At 47.6% G+C, this 15,919-nt stretch carries 16 protein-coding genes; 11 read left to right on the top strand and 5 right to left on the bottom strand.

The genetic code is table 11. The features are described 5' to 3' along the window. Positions 1–153 precede the first annotated feature (153 nt). Complete coding sequence (locus tag RH45_RS18030; RefSeq protein ID WP_008079940.1) at positions 154–1,071, bottom strand: LysR substrate-binding domain-containing protein; 918 nt, start codon at positions 1,069–1,071, stop codon at positions 154–156. A 113-nt stretch (positions 1,072–1,184) separates the two neighbouring features. Here RH45_RS18030 and RH45_RS18035 point away from each other — a divergent pair, with 113 nt between their 5' ends. From RH45_RS18035 to RH45_RS18065, 7 genes are all read left to right on the top strand, one after another. Next, on the top strand, positions 1,185–1,667 hold the full coding sequence (locus tag RH45_RS18035; RefSeq protein WP_008079941.1) for a TRAP transporter small permease: 483 nt from the start codon (positions 1,185–1,187) through the stop codon (positions 1,665–1,667). A gap of 2 nt (positions 1,668–1,669) precedes the next feature. Continuing rightward, entirely contained in the window at positions 1,670–2,968 is a 1,299-nt protein-coding gene (locus RH45_RS18040; RefSeq protein ID WP_008079943.1) for a TRAP transporter large permease, read from the top strand. A 13-nt stretch (positions 2,969–2,981) separates the two neighbouring features. Further along, complete coding sequence (dctP, locus tag RH45_RS18045) at positions 2,982–4,007, top strand: TRAP transporter substrate-binding protein DctP (protein WP_008079945.1); 1,026 nt, start codon at positions 2,982–2,984, stop codon at positions 4,005–4,007. Positions 4,008–4,070: 63 nt separating this feature from the next. Further along, positions 4,071–5,168: an NAD(P)/FAD-dependent oxidoreductase gene (locus RH45_RS18050; protein ID WP_008079947.1), complete on the top strand. Its 1,098-nt coding sequence runs from the start codon at positions 4,071–4,073 to the stop codon at positions 5,166–5,168. Continuing rightward, positions 5,152–5,451: a (2Fe-2S)-binding protein gene (locus RH45_RS18055; protein WP_008079949.1), complete on the top strand. Its 300-nt coding sequence runs from the start codon at positions 5,152–5,154 to the stop codon at positions 5,449–5,451. Before RH45_RS18050 ends, RH45_RS18055 begins: the two co-directional genes overlap by 17 nt. Positions 5,452–5,461: 10 nt before the next feature. Continuing rightward, positions 5,462–6,913 carry an NAD(P)/FAD-dependent oxidoreductase gene (locus RH45_RS18060; protein WP_008079950.1) on the top strand — a complete coding sequence of 484 codons (1,452 nt, stop codon included), beginning with the start codon at positions 5,462–5,464 and terminating at the stop codon, positions 6,911–6,913. Next, positions 6,894–7,250 (top strand): RidA family protein, encoded by a 357-nt coding sequence (locus RH45_RS18065; protein WP_008079952.1) that lies wholly within the window; start codon positions 6,894–6,896, stop codon positions 7,248–7,250. Before RH45_RS18060 ends, RH45_RS18065 begins: the two co-directional genes overlap by 20 nt. 21 nt (positions 7,251–7,271) lie before the next feature. On the opposite strand, the gene RH45_RS18070 is transcribed toward RH45_RS18065, so the two are convergent. After that, positions 7,272–7,898 (bottom strand): glutathione S-transferase family protein, encoded by a 627-nt coding sequence (locus tag RH45_RS18070; RefSeq protein WP_008079955.1) that lies wholly within the window; start codon positions 7,896–7,898, stop codon positions 7,272–7,274. A gap of 102 nt (positions 7,899–8,000) precedes the next feature. Between RH45_RS18070 and RH45_RS18075 the strand changes: the two genes are divergently transcribed. From RH45_RS18075 to RH45_RS18085, 3 genes are all read left to right on the top strand, one after another. Then, a complete protein-coding gene (locus RH45_RS18075; protein WP_100086113.1) occupies positions 8,001–8,888 on the top strand; it encodes a LysR family transcriptional regulator in 888 nt (295 codons plus the stop codon). Between the two features lie 85 nt (positions 8,889–8,973). Continuing rightward, positions 8,974–9,378, top strand: a complete 405-nt coding sequence (locus RH45_RS18080) for a lysozyme inhibitor LprI family protein (RefSeq protein ID WP_008079957.1) — start codon at positions 8,974–8,976, stop codon at positions 9,376–9,378. 302 nt (positions 9,379–9,680) lie between these two features. Further along, positions 9,681–10,151 carry a Dps family protein gene (locus tag RH45_RS18085; RefSeq protein WP_008079959.1) on the top strand — a complete coding sequence of 157 codons (471 nt, stop codon included), beginning with the start codon at positions 9,681–9,683 and terminating at the stop codon, positions 10,149–10,151. 90 nt (positions 10,152–10,241) lie between these two features. Here the strand turns inward: RH45_RS18085 and RH45_RS18090 are convergent, their stop codons facing one another. Further along, positions 10,242–10,580: a hypothetical protein gene (locus RH45_RS18090; protein ID WP_008079960.1), complete on the bottom strand. Its 339-nt coding sequence runs from the start codon at positions 10,578–10,580 to the stop codon at positions 10,242–10,244. Between the two features lie 243 nt (positions 10,581–10,823). On the opposite strand from RH45_RS18090, the gene RH45_RS18095 reads away from it, so the two are divergent. Continuing rightward, entirely contained in the window at positions 10,824–12,443 is a 1,620-nt protein-coding gene (locus tag RH45_RS18095) for a patatin-like phospholipase domain-containing protein (RefSeq protein WP_008079961.1), read from the top strand. Between the two features lie 77 nt (positions 12,444–12,520). Here RH45_RS18095 and gcvP read toward each other — a convergent pair whose 3' ends face one another. Then, complete coding sequence (gene gcvP, locus RH45_RS18100) at positions 12,521–15,385, bottom strand: aminomethyl-transferring glycine dehydrogenase (protein ID WP_008079962.1); 2,865 nt, start codon at positions 15,383–15,385, stop codon at positions 12,521–12,523. Between the two features lie 121 nt (positions 15,386–15,506). After that, the gene (gcvH, locus tag RH45_RS18105; protein ID WP_008079963.1) at positions 15,507–15,887 is read right to left on the bottom strand and encodes a glycine cleavage system protein GcvH; all 381 of its coding nucleotides are present in this window, start codon (positions 15,885–15,887) and stop codon (positions 15,507–15,509) included. Positions 15,888–15,919: the final 32 nt, after the last annotated feature.

Consider the following 15,919-nt stretch of genomic DNA (forward strand, 5'->3'; position numbering starts at 1 on the left):
GGCTTACAGTAGTGATGGCCACTTTTCCTGGCAGCTACCTCAATGTCTTGTAACCAACATTTATGACGAATTTTCTCTGCGCTCGGCTCTTCTGGCCCTGCTATCAGCAAGAACTGTTGGCGATCAAAGTGGCACCATGAAGAGCCATGTCTATCAAATTCCCGCGACAAATGACTTCACACTCTGCTGAATATTCTCAGCGAACAATTTAGCGAGCTGCGACATAGGTTTATGTGCCGGAGTGAGAATTGCGTGATCAAACGTGAGCACGGGAGAGAAAGGGCGAAAAACCACTTTTCCTTGCTCGCCCTTATAGAGTTTGTAGCTGGCAGCACTGATAGGATCGCAGATACAAGCGCACAATTGCTGCTCGACAAATTCAAAACCAGAAATGTAGTTTTGTAGCTCAAATCTAGGCCGATAGACGGCATTATGCTCTTCAAACAACAGTCTTAAGTGTTCGCTGGCTGCGTGGCGCGTAAATAGAGTGGCGAGTGGGAAATTATCAAGATCGTGAGGAGTGATCGCTTCTTTGTTCGCAAGAGGATGATCAACGTGTAAGGCACAGACTCCTTGTAAGTGAATCGGTTCTACGTGGAAGGAGTCTCTATCTTTGGGCAGCTCTGAATAGCCAATGTCGTACTGCTGGGAAGCAATCCAATCTTGAACCATGGTTGAGCTACGCATCATCATCGAGACTTCTACTTCTGGCCTGTCTTTTACAAACTCTGCGATAACGTGAGGCATAAAGAACAGCGCAGCGGCTGGCATGCAGGCAATGCGCAATTTACCTCGTGTGAGATTTTTAACCTCCGCCATCAATTGGGTCGAACGCGACAGGCGTTCTAGAATCGCGTCGGTCTCTTCAAGTAAAAAATACGCCTCTGGGTTTGGTACTAGTCGACCTTTATGTCGCTCAAAAAGTGCAAAGCCAAGCTCTTTCTCTAGTCCGACCAGCATTGCACTGATCGCAGGCTGTGTTCTGCACAACGTTTTGGCCGCTAAGGTTACCGAGCCAGAGCGCATCACAGTACGAAAGGTTTCCAGTTGTTTGATAGAAAGGTTATTCATACAAGCCTATAAGAAAAAGTTATCAGATTAGAGGAATTTTAAATTTGTTTTTATTGTTTGTCATCATTAAATTAACGAGGTGTTTACAAATAAAACAATAAGGAAATAACAACGTGGAGCAAAAGTTTAGATATCTACTCACTTTCCTGATTGCATCAGTGGCATTGATGCAGTTTGTTCAGGTAGTGACACGATATGTCTTTGAAGTTCCGATCATGGGGCTTGAAGAGTCGATGGTTATTCCGACCTTATGGCTCTACATGCTTGGTGCGGTGAATGCGTCTAGGGAAGATACGCAAATCCGCGCAAACGTACTGGAAATCTTTATCAAGACAGAGCGAGGTCATCAAATCTTAGCCCTTATTAGTGAAACGATCAGCTTGGTGATTTCAAGCTGGCTGACCTACTGGGCTTGGGACTATGTTAAGTATGCGTGGAGGGTTTGGAAAGAGAGTCCCACACTTTATATCCCTACTTTTTATCACGAGTGCTCGGTTTTTATCGGTTTACTCCTGATCACTCTCTTTATCGCAATGCATGTGGTTAAGTTGATTCGCCAACTTATGTCGCCGTCCTATCAAGTAAATAAGGTCTAATTATGGTTGAAGTAGCTCTGTTGGCAGTAGCCGTTTTGGTCATACTGCTGACCTTTGGTGTGCCGTTACCGTTCTGTTTTGGTGGTGCGTTAATGGTGATGACTTTTGTTGGCGATATGTCGATGAAAGGCAATATGATGTGGGGAGCGGGGCAGTTGATGAACCCTGTTCTGTTGGCGATTCCATTGTTTGTTCTGGCTGGAACCATCATGAGTCGAAGTGGCATTGCCGCCAGTTTGCTCGGATTTGTAAACGTGTTCGTGGGTCATATTCGTGGTGGTCTGGGTATAGTGGCATCGTTTAGCTGTGCCATCATCGGTGCTATTTCTGGTAGCGGATTAACCGGTGTTGCGGCTATTGGTCCTTTGCTGATCCCTGAGATGGAAAAGCGCGGCTACCCTAGAGCGTATGCAACGGCATTGATTGCCAACTCTTCGATATTGGGGCTGTTAATTCCGCCGAGTGTGACCATGATTGTCTACGGCTGGGTAACGGATACCTCAATTCTTGCCTGTTTCCTCGCAACGCTTGGTCCTGGCTTACTGGTTACCTTTAACTTTGCGTTGATCAATATGTACAAGGCGCGCAAGTTCCCGTTGATTTTGGATGATAAGCCGTCGATGTCAGAGCTTATCAAGCAAACTACTAACAAGACTTTTCATGCTGTGCCAGCGCTATTGATGCCGGTGATCATCTTGGGCGGTATCTACGGCGGAGTGATGACACCGACTGAAGCCGCAGCCGTTGCCGTCATCTACGCTGTGCCGGTGGGCTTTTTGATTTACAAAGGCTTAAGCTGGAAAACGTTGCTTATCTCGGGTAAAGAATCGGCGACGGCGGTCGGGTCAATCATGTTCATGATCCTGTTCAGCCTGATTCTTAGCCAGATGTTCGTGGTTGAAGATATTCCTCAGCAACTGGTAGAAGCGATTTTCGGCATCACAGAAAACAAAGTTTTACTGCTGATTTTCATCAACATTTTATTGTTCTTAGTGGGAATGGTGGTCAATGACCTGACTGCAATCATTCTTATCGCACCGCTATTGTTACCCCTGATGACTGCGATTGGCATCAGCCCGATTCAGTTTGCTGCAATCATGGGAGTCAACACGGCAATGGGCGGTGTTACTCCGCCATACGCGTCGATTCTGTACCTAGGTGCACGCATCGGTAACGTTAAATTCTCTGAAGTAGTCGGCCCGGCAATGTCGCTGATACTACTCGGTTATCTACCTGTAGTGATTCTTACCTCTTTCTGGTCAGAACTGTCACTCTTCCTCCCTACTGTGTTTGGTTACTAAAAGGAAATTACCAATGACAAAAACAAGTAAGTTTGCTCCAACTAAAGCACTGAAAAAATACACGTTGCTTGCTTCTCTTATCGCGGCCGCGGCGACGGTTATCCCTGCACAAGCGACGACGCTGAAAATCAGCCATGTTCGCCCTCAAGGTACTGTGGTTGATAACGATATCAAACAACTCAGCAATGAATTGAAAGCGGCAACAGATGGTGATCTCAAGCTGCGAGTTTATGCTGCAAATGCTTTAGGCGATTACACCTTAGTTCAGGAGCGAATCTCAGTTGGTGCGATTGATATGGCATTGCAACCTGCTTCGACTTCAACGGATCGTAAAATGCAGATTGGCTTGTTGCCTTTCCTAGCCAATAACTGGGATGAAGCACAAAACATCTATGGCAGTGGAGCACCAGTCAGAACGGCAATGGAAGAGTTATTTGCCAAACAAGACATTACCCTACTTGCTGCTTACCCGGTTTACTTTGGTGGCATTTCACTCAACCGTACCGCGGTTGAAGCGGGTAACCCTGATGTGAACAAAGGCATTAAGCTTCGTGTACCGCCAATTAAGAGCTTCCAGCTACTCGCTGACAATGTTGGTTACATAGGTTCACCACTGCCGTTTTCTGAAGCCTTTACCGCGGTGCAAACAGGGGTAGTTGACGGGGTGATTGGCTCTGGGGCTGAAGGTTACTACGCATCTTTCCGTGACGTGACCAAAACGTACATTCCCCTTAACACTCACTTTGAGATTTGGTACCTGATGATTAACTCAGAGCGTTTAAATGACCTTGATGACAGTGAGAAAAACGCCTTGGTTTCGGCTGCAGCTGAGTTTGAATCTCGACGCTGGGGAGCCGCGCAGCTTGACCAGAAAGCCAACGAGCAGAAGCTGGTTGACGCAGGCGCGACCATTGTCGAAATGACACCGGCACAGCTGAAACTGACTGCGGACAAGGTTCGAACGACCGTTTGGCCTCAAATCATTAACGATATTGGTTCTGACTGGAGCCAACCAATCCTAGATAAAGCGCTCAATTAAGCACAGCGCTTCACCAGGTGGGGCGTGACCGCGCCCCCATTACAAAAGTCTGAAGAGAACGATATGAAACCGGATTACATAGTTGTCGGTGGAGGCGTCGTAGGCTGCGCTGTGGCTTACGGACTGCTCAAGGCCGGCCATAAAGTAACAGTACTCGATGGCGGAGATGAGGCTCATCGAGCGTCACGAGGAAATTTTGGCCTAGTGTGGCTATCGAGCAAAGGCTTAGGTGCTCCACACTATGCCGCGTGGACGCGTCGCTCTGTGGGGTTGTGGCGTAAGCTGGCTGATGAACTGGAAGCAGCGACGGGTGAAGACCTCAATCTCGTTCAAAACGGGGGCTACGACTTTCATTTTTGCCAGCAAGAGATGGCGGAAAAAGCCAAGCAATATGAAGTGCTTCGACAACAACTGGGTACGGATCATCCCTACGAAGTTTGGGATAGAGATCGTCTGGTTGCAGAAGAGCCAGAAATTGGTGACGAAGTTGTTGGTGCCATTTATGGCCCGGAAGATGGGCATGTCAATCCGTTGAACCTGCTTCGTGCCTACACCAAAGCAATCAAAAAGTTGGGGGCACGCATTGTCACCGGTGTCACTGTGAAGGATGTGTTCAAAAACCACGCACAGCGATTTGAGGTCGTACTGCAAGATGGGACGCATCACAACAGCGCTAAAGTGATTTTGTCGGCAGGTTTAGGCTCGGCGCAGCTTGGCCCTAAGCTTGGTTTTGTTGCTCCAATCAGTGCACAAAAAGGCCAAGTTTTGATCACTGAAAAGCTACCACCAAGGCTTAAGCGCGCATCAGGGATTATAAGACAGGTCAATGAAGGTGGCATTCAGATTGGTGACTCTAAAGAGAATGCTGGCTTTGACGATAGCGATACCTTAGACGTGACGGCAGCGATCGCAGAACGTGCAATTGCGGTTTATCCGTTTCTGGCGCAGACAAAATTGGTCCGTAGCTGGGGGGCTATTCGCATCATATCTCCCGATGGCTTACCGATTTATCAGCAGTCGAAAACTAATTCAGGCGCGTATCTTATTAGTTGCCATAGCGGCATTACCTTAGCTGCTGCGCACAGTTATTTACTCCCAGCTTGGCTTGAAGAAGCCGCGGATGCACCTACTTTGGAGTTGTTCAGTGAAGACAGATTCTAAGTTTCAACGAATGGTTGCACCAGAAAGATCGCCACAGACGGTGGAGTTTTTTTGGGAAGGCAAGCCATATACCGCCCATGTTGGTGACACGATTGCGGCTGCCTTGCTGGCTGCAGGTGTTGATCATACTCGAGAGTCTCCACAGTCGGGGGCACCCCGAGCGCCATTTTGTATGATGGGAAGTTGTTTTGAGTGTCGTGTTCAAGTCAATGGTGAGCACAATGTTCAGGCGTGTATGAATGTGATCGAAGACGGTATGTTGATTTGCCGTCAGACAAGTTAGTGGTGAGTTCATGCAAGACGAAATAAAAAAACAAGTCGATGTGTGTGTCATTGGTGCTGGCCCAGCTGGAATGAGTGCCGCAGTGCGATGCGCAGAAGCCGGCGCCAGTGTGGTTGTGATTGATGAACAGGCGATCCCTGGAGGTCAAATATACCGAGCACAGCGGGAGCAAGGGCACCCTAACGGCTCGATCTTTGGGCCCGACTATCAACATGGAGCTAGCTTAATCAAAGCGTTTAATCGCGCGCCACTAACCCATGTAACTAAGGCGACATTATGGCGAGTCGATACCGATAACAGCGTCTACTGGAGCCAAAATGGTGTTGCCAATAAAACCGTCGCGAAACAGATCATTATTGCCACTGGGGCAATGGAACGACCGTTTCCTTTTGTCGGCTGGACACTGCCAGGAGCGATGACCGCAGGCGCGTGTCAGATCATGATGAAAACCTCGGGATTAGTGCCAACCCAAGCCGTTCTGGTTGGTACAGGGCCGCTTATTTATTTGCTGGCAGCGCAGATGGTCGATGCGGGCTCCGCGCCTCAAGCGATTGTTGATACCCAACAGCCAAACAGTTACTTCGAGGCAGCTCGTTACGCAGGCGGAGCAATAAAAGGCCGTAAGGTACTTTTCAAAGGCCTTAAACTACTGGCTAAAATCCGCCGTGCTGGAGTTAAACGCTATACCGGCGCGACAGACATTGCCGCGTACGGAGAGCAAGGTGTCGAGCGAGTTACTTTCACCGCTCACGGAGAGCCACACGCGTTAAACACCCGTTCCTTGCTTTCTCATATTGGCGTTGTTCCTAATGTTCAGCTCACCAGAGCGATGGGACTAGAGCACGACTGGGATCCGCTACAGCTTTGTTGGCGACCAAGGGTTGATCAAGATAACCAAAGCTCTCGCCAAGGTGTCTTTGTTGCTGGTGATGGCAGCGGGATTGGCGGAGCGATGGCTGCGCAATACCAAGGCCAGCTTGCGGCAGTCAGGGCGTTGATGTCGCTTGATGGCGGTGCAGTGAAGTCACTGAGTGAAGAGCGAGACAAACTGAGATCTTCGGTTAAAAAAGAAATAGGTGTCCGACCGTTTTTGGATGCGCTGTACACACCACCGAAGCAGGCACTTGCGCCGAGCGACCAGACCATTGTTTGTCGCTGTGAGGAAGTAACCGCCGGACAAGTTCGACGTCAAGTTGAGAGAGGTGCGCATGGCATCAACCAGATCAAAACCTATACACGTTGCGGTATGGGGCCATGTCAGGGGCGCTATTGCGGCACCACGGTGGCTCATATCATCCAAGAACAAGCGGGGATTCCAATGGAGAAGGTGGGTTACTACCGCCTAAGAAACCCGATTAAACCGCTTAAGCTGGGCGAGTTGGCTAGCTTGACCCCAATAGACGAATCATTCATGAACAAATACAGAAATAAAGGAACACAGCATGACTCACATTCAGCGTAATCATACCAATCAAAGAATGAGCAAAATCGTTATTCATAACGATACTGTTTACCTTTGTGGCCAGGTCGGTGTGAAAGGAACCAGTGTTGCTGAACAAACCGCAGAAGCGTTATCCAGAGTCGAAAGCCTACTGCTTGAAGCCGGCAGTGATAAGGACCATGTACTGCAAACCACGGTTTGGTTGGCAGACATGCAGGACCTTGCGGAAATGAACCACGTGTGGGACGAGTGGTTTAAGCCTGGCTTTGCTCCTGCAAGAGCATGTGGAGAAGCCAAGCTGGCAAGTCCTGAATTAAAAGTCGAGTTGCTTGTTACTGCCGCGGTGATAAAAGCGTAACTCCTGTGTAACTTGAGGAGGCTAACTACGGTTTTTATTTAGCCCAACATTAGACACTTGCATGGGTACAAAACCCGGTAGCGCTTCTACCTGTGTTAGCCATCGTTGCAAATCAGGAGAGTCTGCTAAGCTAATCCCAGCTTCAGGGGCAAGCTTGAGGTAACTGTAAAGTGCCAAGTCGGCAATCGTCGGCTTAGCACCCACCAACCAAGTACGCTCAATCAGGTAACCATTGAGTTGTGCTAATAACTTATACGCCTCTAGCGCTAATGGCTCGTTGTCGATAGTGCGATTAAACAAGTTAGCAGCACGCAGTTTGGCGATAGAGCCTGCCAGTCGGTGGGCAGCCAACGACAAGAACTGTTCAACATGAGCTCTGTCTCGTGGTCCCTCTGGTAGCCAACTCTGGTTATCGTCATAAACACCAGCAAGGTAAATCAATATCGCATTAGAGTCCGCAATGATCGTTTCACCATCAACCAACACTGGAATTTGGCCAAATGGGTTCAACGCCAAGAACTCAGCTTGCTGATGCTCTCCAGCCGGTAAATCTACCTCTATCAATTCGAAATCCAGCCCAAGCATGCTCAGTAGCATGTGTGCTCGGTGTGCATGCCCAGAGATTGGGTGCCAGTAAAGTTTGATCATGATGTACTCCTAACCGTTTGTTTGGTTGTTATTTAAGAACAACTTGCACCAAAGAAAAACCGGACTAACATGGAATGATAATTTCTAATATGTTGACAATCTATGGATACTATCGATGGAATGAGGACAGTTGTCGCGGTGATCGAAACTGGATCGTTTACGGCTGCCGCCGAGCGATTAGGCATCTCAAAATCGCTCACTTCAAAATACGTGAATCGAGTTGAAGAGGAGCTTGGGGTTAAACTATTTAATCGCACGACGCGCAAGCTTTCAGTTAATCAATCCGGTCATGAGTTCTACCAGCAAGCTCAGCAGGTGCTGATGCAGTTCGACAAGTTGTACAGCCAACTTCCGGCCAACAACAAAGGTGCCGCGGGTCCTTTACGTGTCACTGCCTCGCAAGGTTTTGCTGAAGAGCTGCTCAGCCCATTTATCCCTGAGTTTCACCATCGCTATCCCGACATTCAGATCGACATGATCGTCACCAATCAGAAATTGGATTTGGTCGAGCAGGGGATAGATATCGCTTTTCGTGCCAGTGAACTCAACGATTCTGGCTTAAACTACCGCAAGATACTGTCCGTTCAGAGCTCGGTTTATGCTTCTACTGAGCTTGCCAGCCTGTATCAAGGTGACGCAGAACTGAGTCGCTTACCTTGTCTGATCGACAGCAATTTACACTCCAATTCGCGTTGGCCCTTAGAGAGCGCGACCAATAGAAACACCAGTAGCATCGCTGTAAAAACGGTTTTTAAAAGCAACAGTCCACGGCTTATTCGTCAGTTAACGCTGGCTGGTATTGGTGTCAGCTATCAACCAGACGTCATTGCCAAGACCTATGTCAATCGAGGCCAACTGCATAAGTTGGATATCGGCTTTAAGCCACTCAGGTACCCTTTGAATGCTCTTTATCGTGGGGGGGATTATCAACCTGAGAGGATAAAGGTTTTTCTTGATTTTGTGACTGAAAAGCTAGGAGAAAATGGCTAACAGAAGTCACAATACCCGCTCGAGAATATTGGAAAGAATTAACGTTTAATCAATCGGTTAGATGACATAAAAGACTAGGGTGACAATGAAAAAGTTATTGATGTGTTTGACGTTAGTATCGGCGCCCTTGCTGGCGGCGGATGGTGTAGAAGATCCTTGTAATATGCAAGGCGGCGGTGTAATGGCTGGCTATTTGTGCGTTGAGCAAAAATTAAAGGCGGCGGATGCGGAACTTAATAAAACGTATCAACAAGCGATTATCCGAATTCGCGAAGAAGAAACGGCGCTGCGCAAGACATGGTCAGAGACGGAGTTAGTCGAGCCTTTTCGGGCATCGCAGCGTGCTTGGCTAAAATTCAAAGACGCAGAGTGTGAATTCGTTGGCTTATCTTCGACACCTTCACCTTGGCAAGGGGTTCAAATTGAAGAATGCAAATTGGAAATGATCCTAGAGCGCATCGAGTATTTTAAAGGTGTATTTTGGGGATAAAACACGAAAGGAAGCAGCAATGCCATTGAAAGGCGGTAAAGTGGCGATATCCGATAGCAGATTTAGTTTTAAAAACCCAGTTGTGTTTACGATACAAAAACAGCAGGCCATATAGCGTTGTTAAGGCTGAATGACGAGTTTATTTAAGTCATTTGGCACATGGTTTTTGAGGCGATCCAAGTCAATCAACAATAGCTTCTAACTATCGAATAGATAGGAAATGTCGAATTACTTTTTGTTATTGATAGGCATAAGCTATGTCTAACAAAGCAGATTAACCGACATCAACCAAGGGGCTTGATATGACTAAGAATTTCATTGGACTTGACCAACAGCAATCAGAGCAACTCGCTAAAGAACTGAATTCACTATTGGCGCACTACCAAGTGCTTTACATGAATGCGCGCGGCTATCATTGGAACATTAAAGGTGAGGCGTTTTTCGAACTGCACGTAAAATTTGAAGAGATTTACACCGATCTGCAAACCAAAATCGATGAGATTGCCGAGCGTATCTTAACGTTAGGTCACACTCCCGATCATGCCTTTAGCCGTTATCTTGAAGTAAGTGCGATTACCGAACATCAAAACGCGACTGCAGGTAAAGCGTGTGTCGCTGGTCTCGTTAATGGCTTTAGCCAACTGCTGGTTAAGCAGCGCACTATTCTAGAGCAAGCAGGCGATGCTGCGGATGAAGGTACCGCTGCGTTAATGGGTGACTATATTCGTGAGCAAGAAAAGCTAATGTGGATGTTAAACGCCTACCTTCAATAATCGCGGTCACGTATTAAAGGTAATCGGGCTCACTGGAAGGTATGATTCAGTGAGCCTGCAATTGATCGATTTCCACGTGCAGAAGAAAAATCAGTCCAATCGGGTAATAAAGGTTTGCTCGTCATCGACAAATGCAACAAAGCCACCATGATAAATAAACACCCGTCCGCGTCCTTCAACTAGGCAAGCAAGCTGTGGGTTCAAATCTTCTTCGTTATCCTGACTTTTAAACGTGCCCGTATCAGTGATTACGCCCTTGAGCTTAGGCAAGTATCCATAAGTGCGCTTGGCTTGATCAATCAGGCTCAATTCACTGGTGCTCGAGAAGCAGGCAGGAATCGCTCCTGCGTCTTCAATAAATAGAGGTTTCAGTTCTTCAAAAGCGGTAATGACCAGCCAGTCGATGCCGTTAACGTGATGGATAAACATAGAGATTCTCGATAATACTAACGCGCAGAGTGTATCACTATTAGCAAAAATCGCAGTAGAGAATTAGCTACTGGAGGTGGCAGCGCTGCACTGCTTGTTGGTGCAACTTGTCCCAAAAACCTTAAAATCTACACTTTTATTACATCGTAAATTTATCCTAGCGCGTATTTTGTGTGGAGGTACTCATTGACTCTGTACCTGTGAACTACTGTTTCTATGAAGCAACTGGCTAGGACACATAATATGAACAAATTCTATATCGAGTACTGGGCGCAGCAGAATTACTTTCCTGAGTTAGATCTGCAATGTTTCAAACAAGGTGGCGAGTATGCCGAGCGAGATTTGGGTATCGCTTTCGCGGGTGGCGGGACACGTTCTGCTGCTTGCACGTTAGGACAACTGAAAGCGCTGCATGATCTTGATTTGATAGACAGGGTGAAGTATATCTCGGCCGTCTCTGGTGGAGGTTGGGCCGCGGTTCCTTACAGTTTCACCAACAACTTAGAGGCGTATTTTGGCAAGATTTTAGAGCCAACTAAGATAACAACTTCGTTATGCAAACACACTCTACCGGGCTCTCTACAACGCGCTATCACCTCTTCACCTCTCATCTTTAACTTGTTAAAAGGAGGCGGGAAACTGCGAGGTGATGAGAGTTTTGCTTACGCACTAGGACAAGTCTTTTTAAAACCTTATGACCTTGAAAGCCGAAGTCGTTACTTTACCTTCAATGACGAAACGAAAAGCGCTGCGCTGTCGGGCTTTCCGAATGGTATGTCGGCCCAATTTCAGCTATCGCGTGATGGCGCACCTTTCTTGATTCTCGGCGCAACGTTACTAAATGAAGATGGACTCAACTCCGACAAAAAATACCATGTCGAATACACGCCTTACTATTCGGGCGTTCGGGTAGGGCATACCGATAATGACTTCTTTAGTCAGGATGACTATTTTGGCGGCGGCTATGTCACCAGCTGTGGCTATGATTGCAGAGGTCCTTATGCCAAATTGGATGAAGGGACGAAGAGCAAAATGCTGGTCAAACAGGCGCCGCAATCAGGGCTTGATTTCACCAATGAAAAAGCATTCTCACTCAGTGATATTATTGCGAGTACAGGCGTAGCCCCTCAGGAGATCACCAACAATATCGGCTTGGGCGCGCTAGGCTTCCCAGAGTTTAACCACATTCCACTCAATGTGCCTGATGATAAACTGCAAGTCACCGAAGAGTATCCTCATTCTGATGGCGGGCATCTAGAAAACCTAGGTGTGATGCCGCTATTGGCGAGAAAAGTGCCGACAATAGTTGTGTTTGTTAACACCAAAAAACCGTTCGTTCCCGATATGAATCAACCTCTCAATAGCAGTATAAACAAGTCGTTAAAAGCCTTGTTTATGCCGATAGACAACCTTTTTAAGTTTGGCGACTTTGATACTAACGTGGTGTTTAAAGATGGCAAAAATAAGCTGTTGGATGTTATTGCTCAGTTTAGTGCTCAGGTAGATAAAGAGAGCAGCAGCGGAGAATACGTTGCGAATACCGCGTTGATCGCGAAATCAGAGTTAACAACTCGAAAAAACAGCCATTATGGGATTGACGAAGATCATCAAGTGGAGGTTATCTGGGTCTACAACTGTCGCAGTAAAGAGTGGGAAGACTCGATCGCAGAGCGCAGTTTAGCGTCTAAGCTGGCAGAGAAGAAAAAGTGGATTGGCAATCAAGACGGTTTAGAAGACTTTCCTCATTACGGCACTTTTTTCGAGAATCTTCGTGGTGTGGTTGAGCTAACGCCACTGCAGACCAATCTTCTGACCAATCTGTCATATTGGGTAGCGAAGAAAGCCCTAGCTGGTTTGACTTAACAATTTGAATGGCCAATAAAAAAGCGAACCAAATGGTTCGCTTTTTGCTTTTCTTACCTTAGCGGTAGTACAAAGAATTAATCTTCGTAGTTATCGATGCTTGGGCAAGAGCAGATTAGGTTACGGTCGCCGTATACGTTGTCTACACGGTTAACCGTTGGCCAGTACTTCCACTGTTTGGTTGCTTTCGATGGGAAGCAGCCAAGCTCGCGAGGGTATGGACGATCCCATTCTTCGCTTGCAAGATCAACTTGAGTATGTGGAGCGTTAACTAGTGGGTTGTTGTCTAGTGGCCAAGCGCCTTCCTTCACGGCAGTCATCTCTTGACGGATAGCAATCATGGCTTCACAGAAGCGATCCAGCTCTTCAAGATCTTCCGATTCGGTTGGCTCTACCATTAGCGTGCCCGCAACAGGGAACGACATGGTTGGTGCGTGGAAACCGTAATCCATTAGACGTTTCGCGATGTCTTCTTCACTGATACCTGTCTCTTCTTTTAGTGGACGGATATCAATAATACATTCGTGTGCTACTCGGCCATTGGTGCCGCGGTAAAGAACAGGGTAGTGAGGTAGCAAACGCTCCATCACGTAGTTTGCGTTCAGGATAGCGACCTTAGTGGCATCCGTTAGGCCTGCTTCGCCCATCATCGCGATGTATGCCCACGAGATTGGCAGGATAGAGGCACTGCCTAGATCCGCAGCTGAAACGGCAAAGTCTGAACCTTGTACGCCGTTCTCAATGTGGCCTGGTAGGAAAGGTGCTAGATGTGATTTAACACCAATAGGACCCATACCTGGACCGCCACCACCGTGAGGGATACAGAATGTTTTATGCAAGTTCAAGTGAGAAACGTCAGAGCCAATGAAGCCCGGAGACGTCAGACCCACTTGCGCGTTCATGTTTGCCCCGTCTAGGTAAACTTGACCGCCTGCCGCATGAACCATTTCACACACTTCTTTCACTTGCTCTTCGTACACGCCGTGTGTAGACGGGTAAGTGATCATGATGCTTGATAGGTTTTCTGCGTGCTTCTCGATTTTCGCAGCGAGGTCGGCGATATCGATGTTGCCATCATCATCACACTTAACCACAACCACTTTCATTGACACCATAGACGCTGTTGCAGGGTTAGTACCGTGCGCAGAGCTAGGGATCAAACATACGTTACGATGACCCTCGCCACGGCTTTCGTGGTAGCGTTGAATTGCGATTAGACCTGCGTATTCACCGGATGCACCTGAGTTAGGCTGCAGTGAGAAATCGTCGTAACCTGTGATTTCGCACAGCTTCTCTTTCAGATCTTTCGCTAGCGCTGCATAGCCTGCGGCTTGATCTGCAGGAGCGAATGGGTGAATGGAACCAAACTCTGGCCAAGTCACTGGGATCATTTCTGCCGCAGCGTTTAGCTTCATCGTACAGCTGCCCAGTGGGATCATGCCGTGTGTAAGTGAGAAGTCTTTATTCTCTAGCTGCTTAAGGTAACGCATCATCTGCGTTTCGCTGTGGTGCGTATTGAATACTGGGTGAGTTAGGTACTCAGAAGTACGGCGTAGTGCTTCAGGAATCGCTGCGAACTCGTTACCCGCAATTTCAGAAGACAGTGCGTTGACTTCTTCTTTCACACCAAATACCGCAAACAGGGCGTTGACGTCGTCTGTGGTGGTGGTTTCATCAAAGCTCACACCTAGCTTACCGTCTAGCTTGCGTAGGTTGATGTCTGCGGCTTGCGCTTTCGCAAATAGAGCTTCTGTTTGCTCACCAGAATTGATGGTGATGGTATCGAAGAAGCTGTTGTGTGCTAGCTCAAAGCCTGACTTAGTTAAACCAGCAGCTAGGATTGCTGTCATATGGTGAGTGCGACGAGCAATAGTACGTAGGCCTTCTGCGCCGTGGTAAACTGCGTAGAAAGAAGCCATGTTTGCCAATAGAGCCTGAGCAGTACAGATATTTGATGTCGCTTTCTCGCGGCGGATGTGCTGCTCACGAGTTTGCATTGCCATACGAAGTGCTTGGTTGCCTTTTGTATCGATAGAAACACCGATGACGCGACCAGGCATGGTACGCTTGTGTTTGTCACGTGTTGCCATGAAGGCTGCGTGTGGACCGCCGTAACCCATAGGTACGCCGAAGCGTTGCGCTGAGCCGATAACCACATCTGCGCCCATTTCACCTGCAGGTTTTAGAAGCGCAGACGCCAATAGATCGGTTGCTACTGTGACAAGTGTTTTGTTTGCTTGCGCTTTTGCGATGATGTCAGTGAGATCACGTACTTCGCCCGTGGTTCCTGGGTACTGAACTAGGGCACCGAACACATCTTGCTCTGGTAGAGACTCTAGCGAGCCAACCATCACTTCAAAGCCGATGTACTTGGCGCGAGTTTTGACCACTTCGAGCGTTTGTGGGTGTACATCATCAGCAACGAAAAAGACTTTACTCTTGCTCTTACCTGCACGCTTACATAGCGTCATGGCTTCACCTGCTGCCGTCGCTTCATCAAGTAGCGATGCGTTGGCGATGTCCATTGCAGTTAAGTCCATAACCATTTGTTGGAAGTTAAGCAGTGCTTCTAAACGACCTTGAGAAATTTCAGGTTGGTATGGGGTATATGCGGTGTACCAGCCTGGGTTTTCTAGAACGTTACGCAAGATGACGTTTGGCGTGAACGTGTTGTAGTAACCCTGACCGATGAAAGTACGCTTAATCTGGTTTTGGTCAGCGAACTCGCGCATGGCAACCAGCATGTCTGCTTCGCTTTTTGCTTCTGCTAGAGTCATTGGTTGTTCGAGGCGAATTTGTGCTGGAACGGTTTCGTCGATCAGTGCATCAAGACTAACGGCATTGATCGCTTCCAACATTTTCTGTTGATCAGATTTGTTTGGTCCGTTGTGGCGTCCAACGAACTCATTTTGTGTGCTGAGGCTTTGAAGTAATTCAGTCATTGTCCTTTACCTACTCCATCGTTCGGGTAACGGATAGTCGCTACTGATAATGTTAATTATACGTCCGAACTTTGAAAAAAAGCTGCCTCTGAAACAGGGGCAGCCTTCCTAATCTTCCTAATTACTCGTCTTCGATTGAGTTTAGGTATTCGTCTGCGTCTTTCAGATTATCCAGTTCAGATGCATCAGACATCTTCACTTTCACGATCCAGCCACCTTCGTATGGCTCTTCGTTGATTAGCTCTGGGCTATCTTCTAGTTCTTCGTTGATTTCTACGATTTCACCGGTGATTGGTGCATAGATGTCAGACGCTGCTTTTACAGATTCTACGAGGGAGAAGCTTTCACCTGCTTCTACTTCGTCTTCCACTTCTGGTAAGTCTACGAATACTACGTCACCCAGCATTTCTTGCGCGTGCTCAGAAATACCGATTGTTACTGTGCCGTCACCGTTATCGCGTACCCATTCGTGGCTATCTGCAAACTTCAGTGTTTTGTCCATTGCTTAATCTCCAAAATAACTTTGATAAAATT

The sequence above is a fragment of the Vibrio sinaloensis DSM 21326 genome (assembly GCF_000189275.1).
Taxonomy (GTDB): Bacteria; Pseudomonadota; Gammaproteobacteria; order Enterobacterales; family Vibrionaceae; genus Vibrio; species Vibrio sinaloensis.

Coding starts and splice junctions, on each gene's coding strand:
- RH45_RS18030 (WP_008079940.1), bottom strand. CDS start 1,071: ATGAATAACCTTTCTATCAAACAACTGGAAACCTTTCGTACTGTGATG.
- RH45_RS18040 (WP_008079943.1), top strand. CDS start 1,670: ATGGTTGAAGTAGCTCTGTTGGCAGTAGCCGTTTTGGTCATACTGCTG.
- dctP (WP_008079945.1), top strand. CDS start 2,982: ATGACAAAAACAAGTAAGTTTGCTCCAACTAAAGCACTGAAAAAATAC.
- RH45_RS18050 (WP_008079947.1), top strand. CDS start 4,071: ATGAAACCGGATTACATAGTTGTCGGTGGAGGCGTCGTAGGCTGCGCT.
- RH45_RS18060 (WP_008079950.1), top strand. CDS start 5,462: ATGCAAGACGAAATAAAAAAACAAGTCGATGTGTGTGTCATTGGTGCT.
- RH45_RS18065 (WP_008079952.1), top strand. CDS start 6,894: ATGACTCACATTCAGCGTAATCATACCAATCAAAGAATGAGCAAAATC.
- RH45_RS18070 (WP_008079955.1), bottom strand. CDS start 7,898: ATGATCAAACTTTACTGGCACCCAATCTCTGGGCATGCACACCGAGCA.
- RH45_RS18075 (WP_100086113.1), top strand. CDS start 8,001: ATGGATACTATCGATGGAATGAGGACAGTTGTCGCGGTGATCGAAACT.
- RH45_RS18080 (WP_008079957.1), top strand. CDS start 8,974: ATGAAAAAGTTATTGATGTGTTTGACGTTAGTATCGGCGCCCTTGCTG.
- RH45_RS18085 (WP_008079959.1), top strand. CDS start 9,681: ATGACTAAGAATTTCATTGGACTTGACCAACAGCAATCAGAGCAACTC.
- RH45_RS18090 (WP_008079960.1), bottom strand. CDS start 10,580: ATGTTTATCCATCACGTTAACGGCATCGACTGGCTGGTCATTACCGCT.
- RH45_RS18095 (WP_008079961.1), top strand. CDS start 10,824: ATGAACAAATTCTATATCGAGTACTGGGCGCAGCAGAATTACTTTCCT.
- gcvP (WP_008079962.1), bottom strand. CDS start 15,385: ATGACTGAATTACTTCAAAGCCTCAGCACACAAAATGAGTTCGTTGGA.
- gcvH (WP_008079963.1), bottom strand. CDS start 15,887: ATGGACAAAACACTGAAGTTTGCAGATAGCCACGAATGGGTACGCGAT.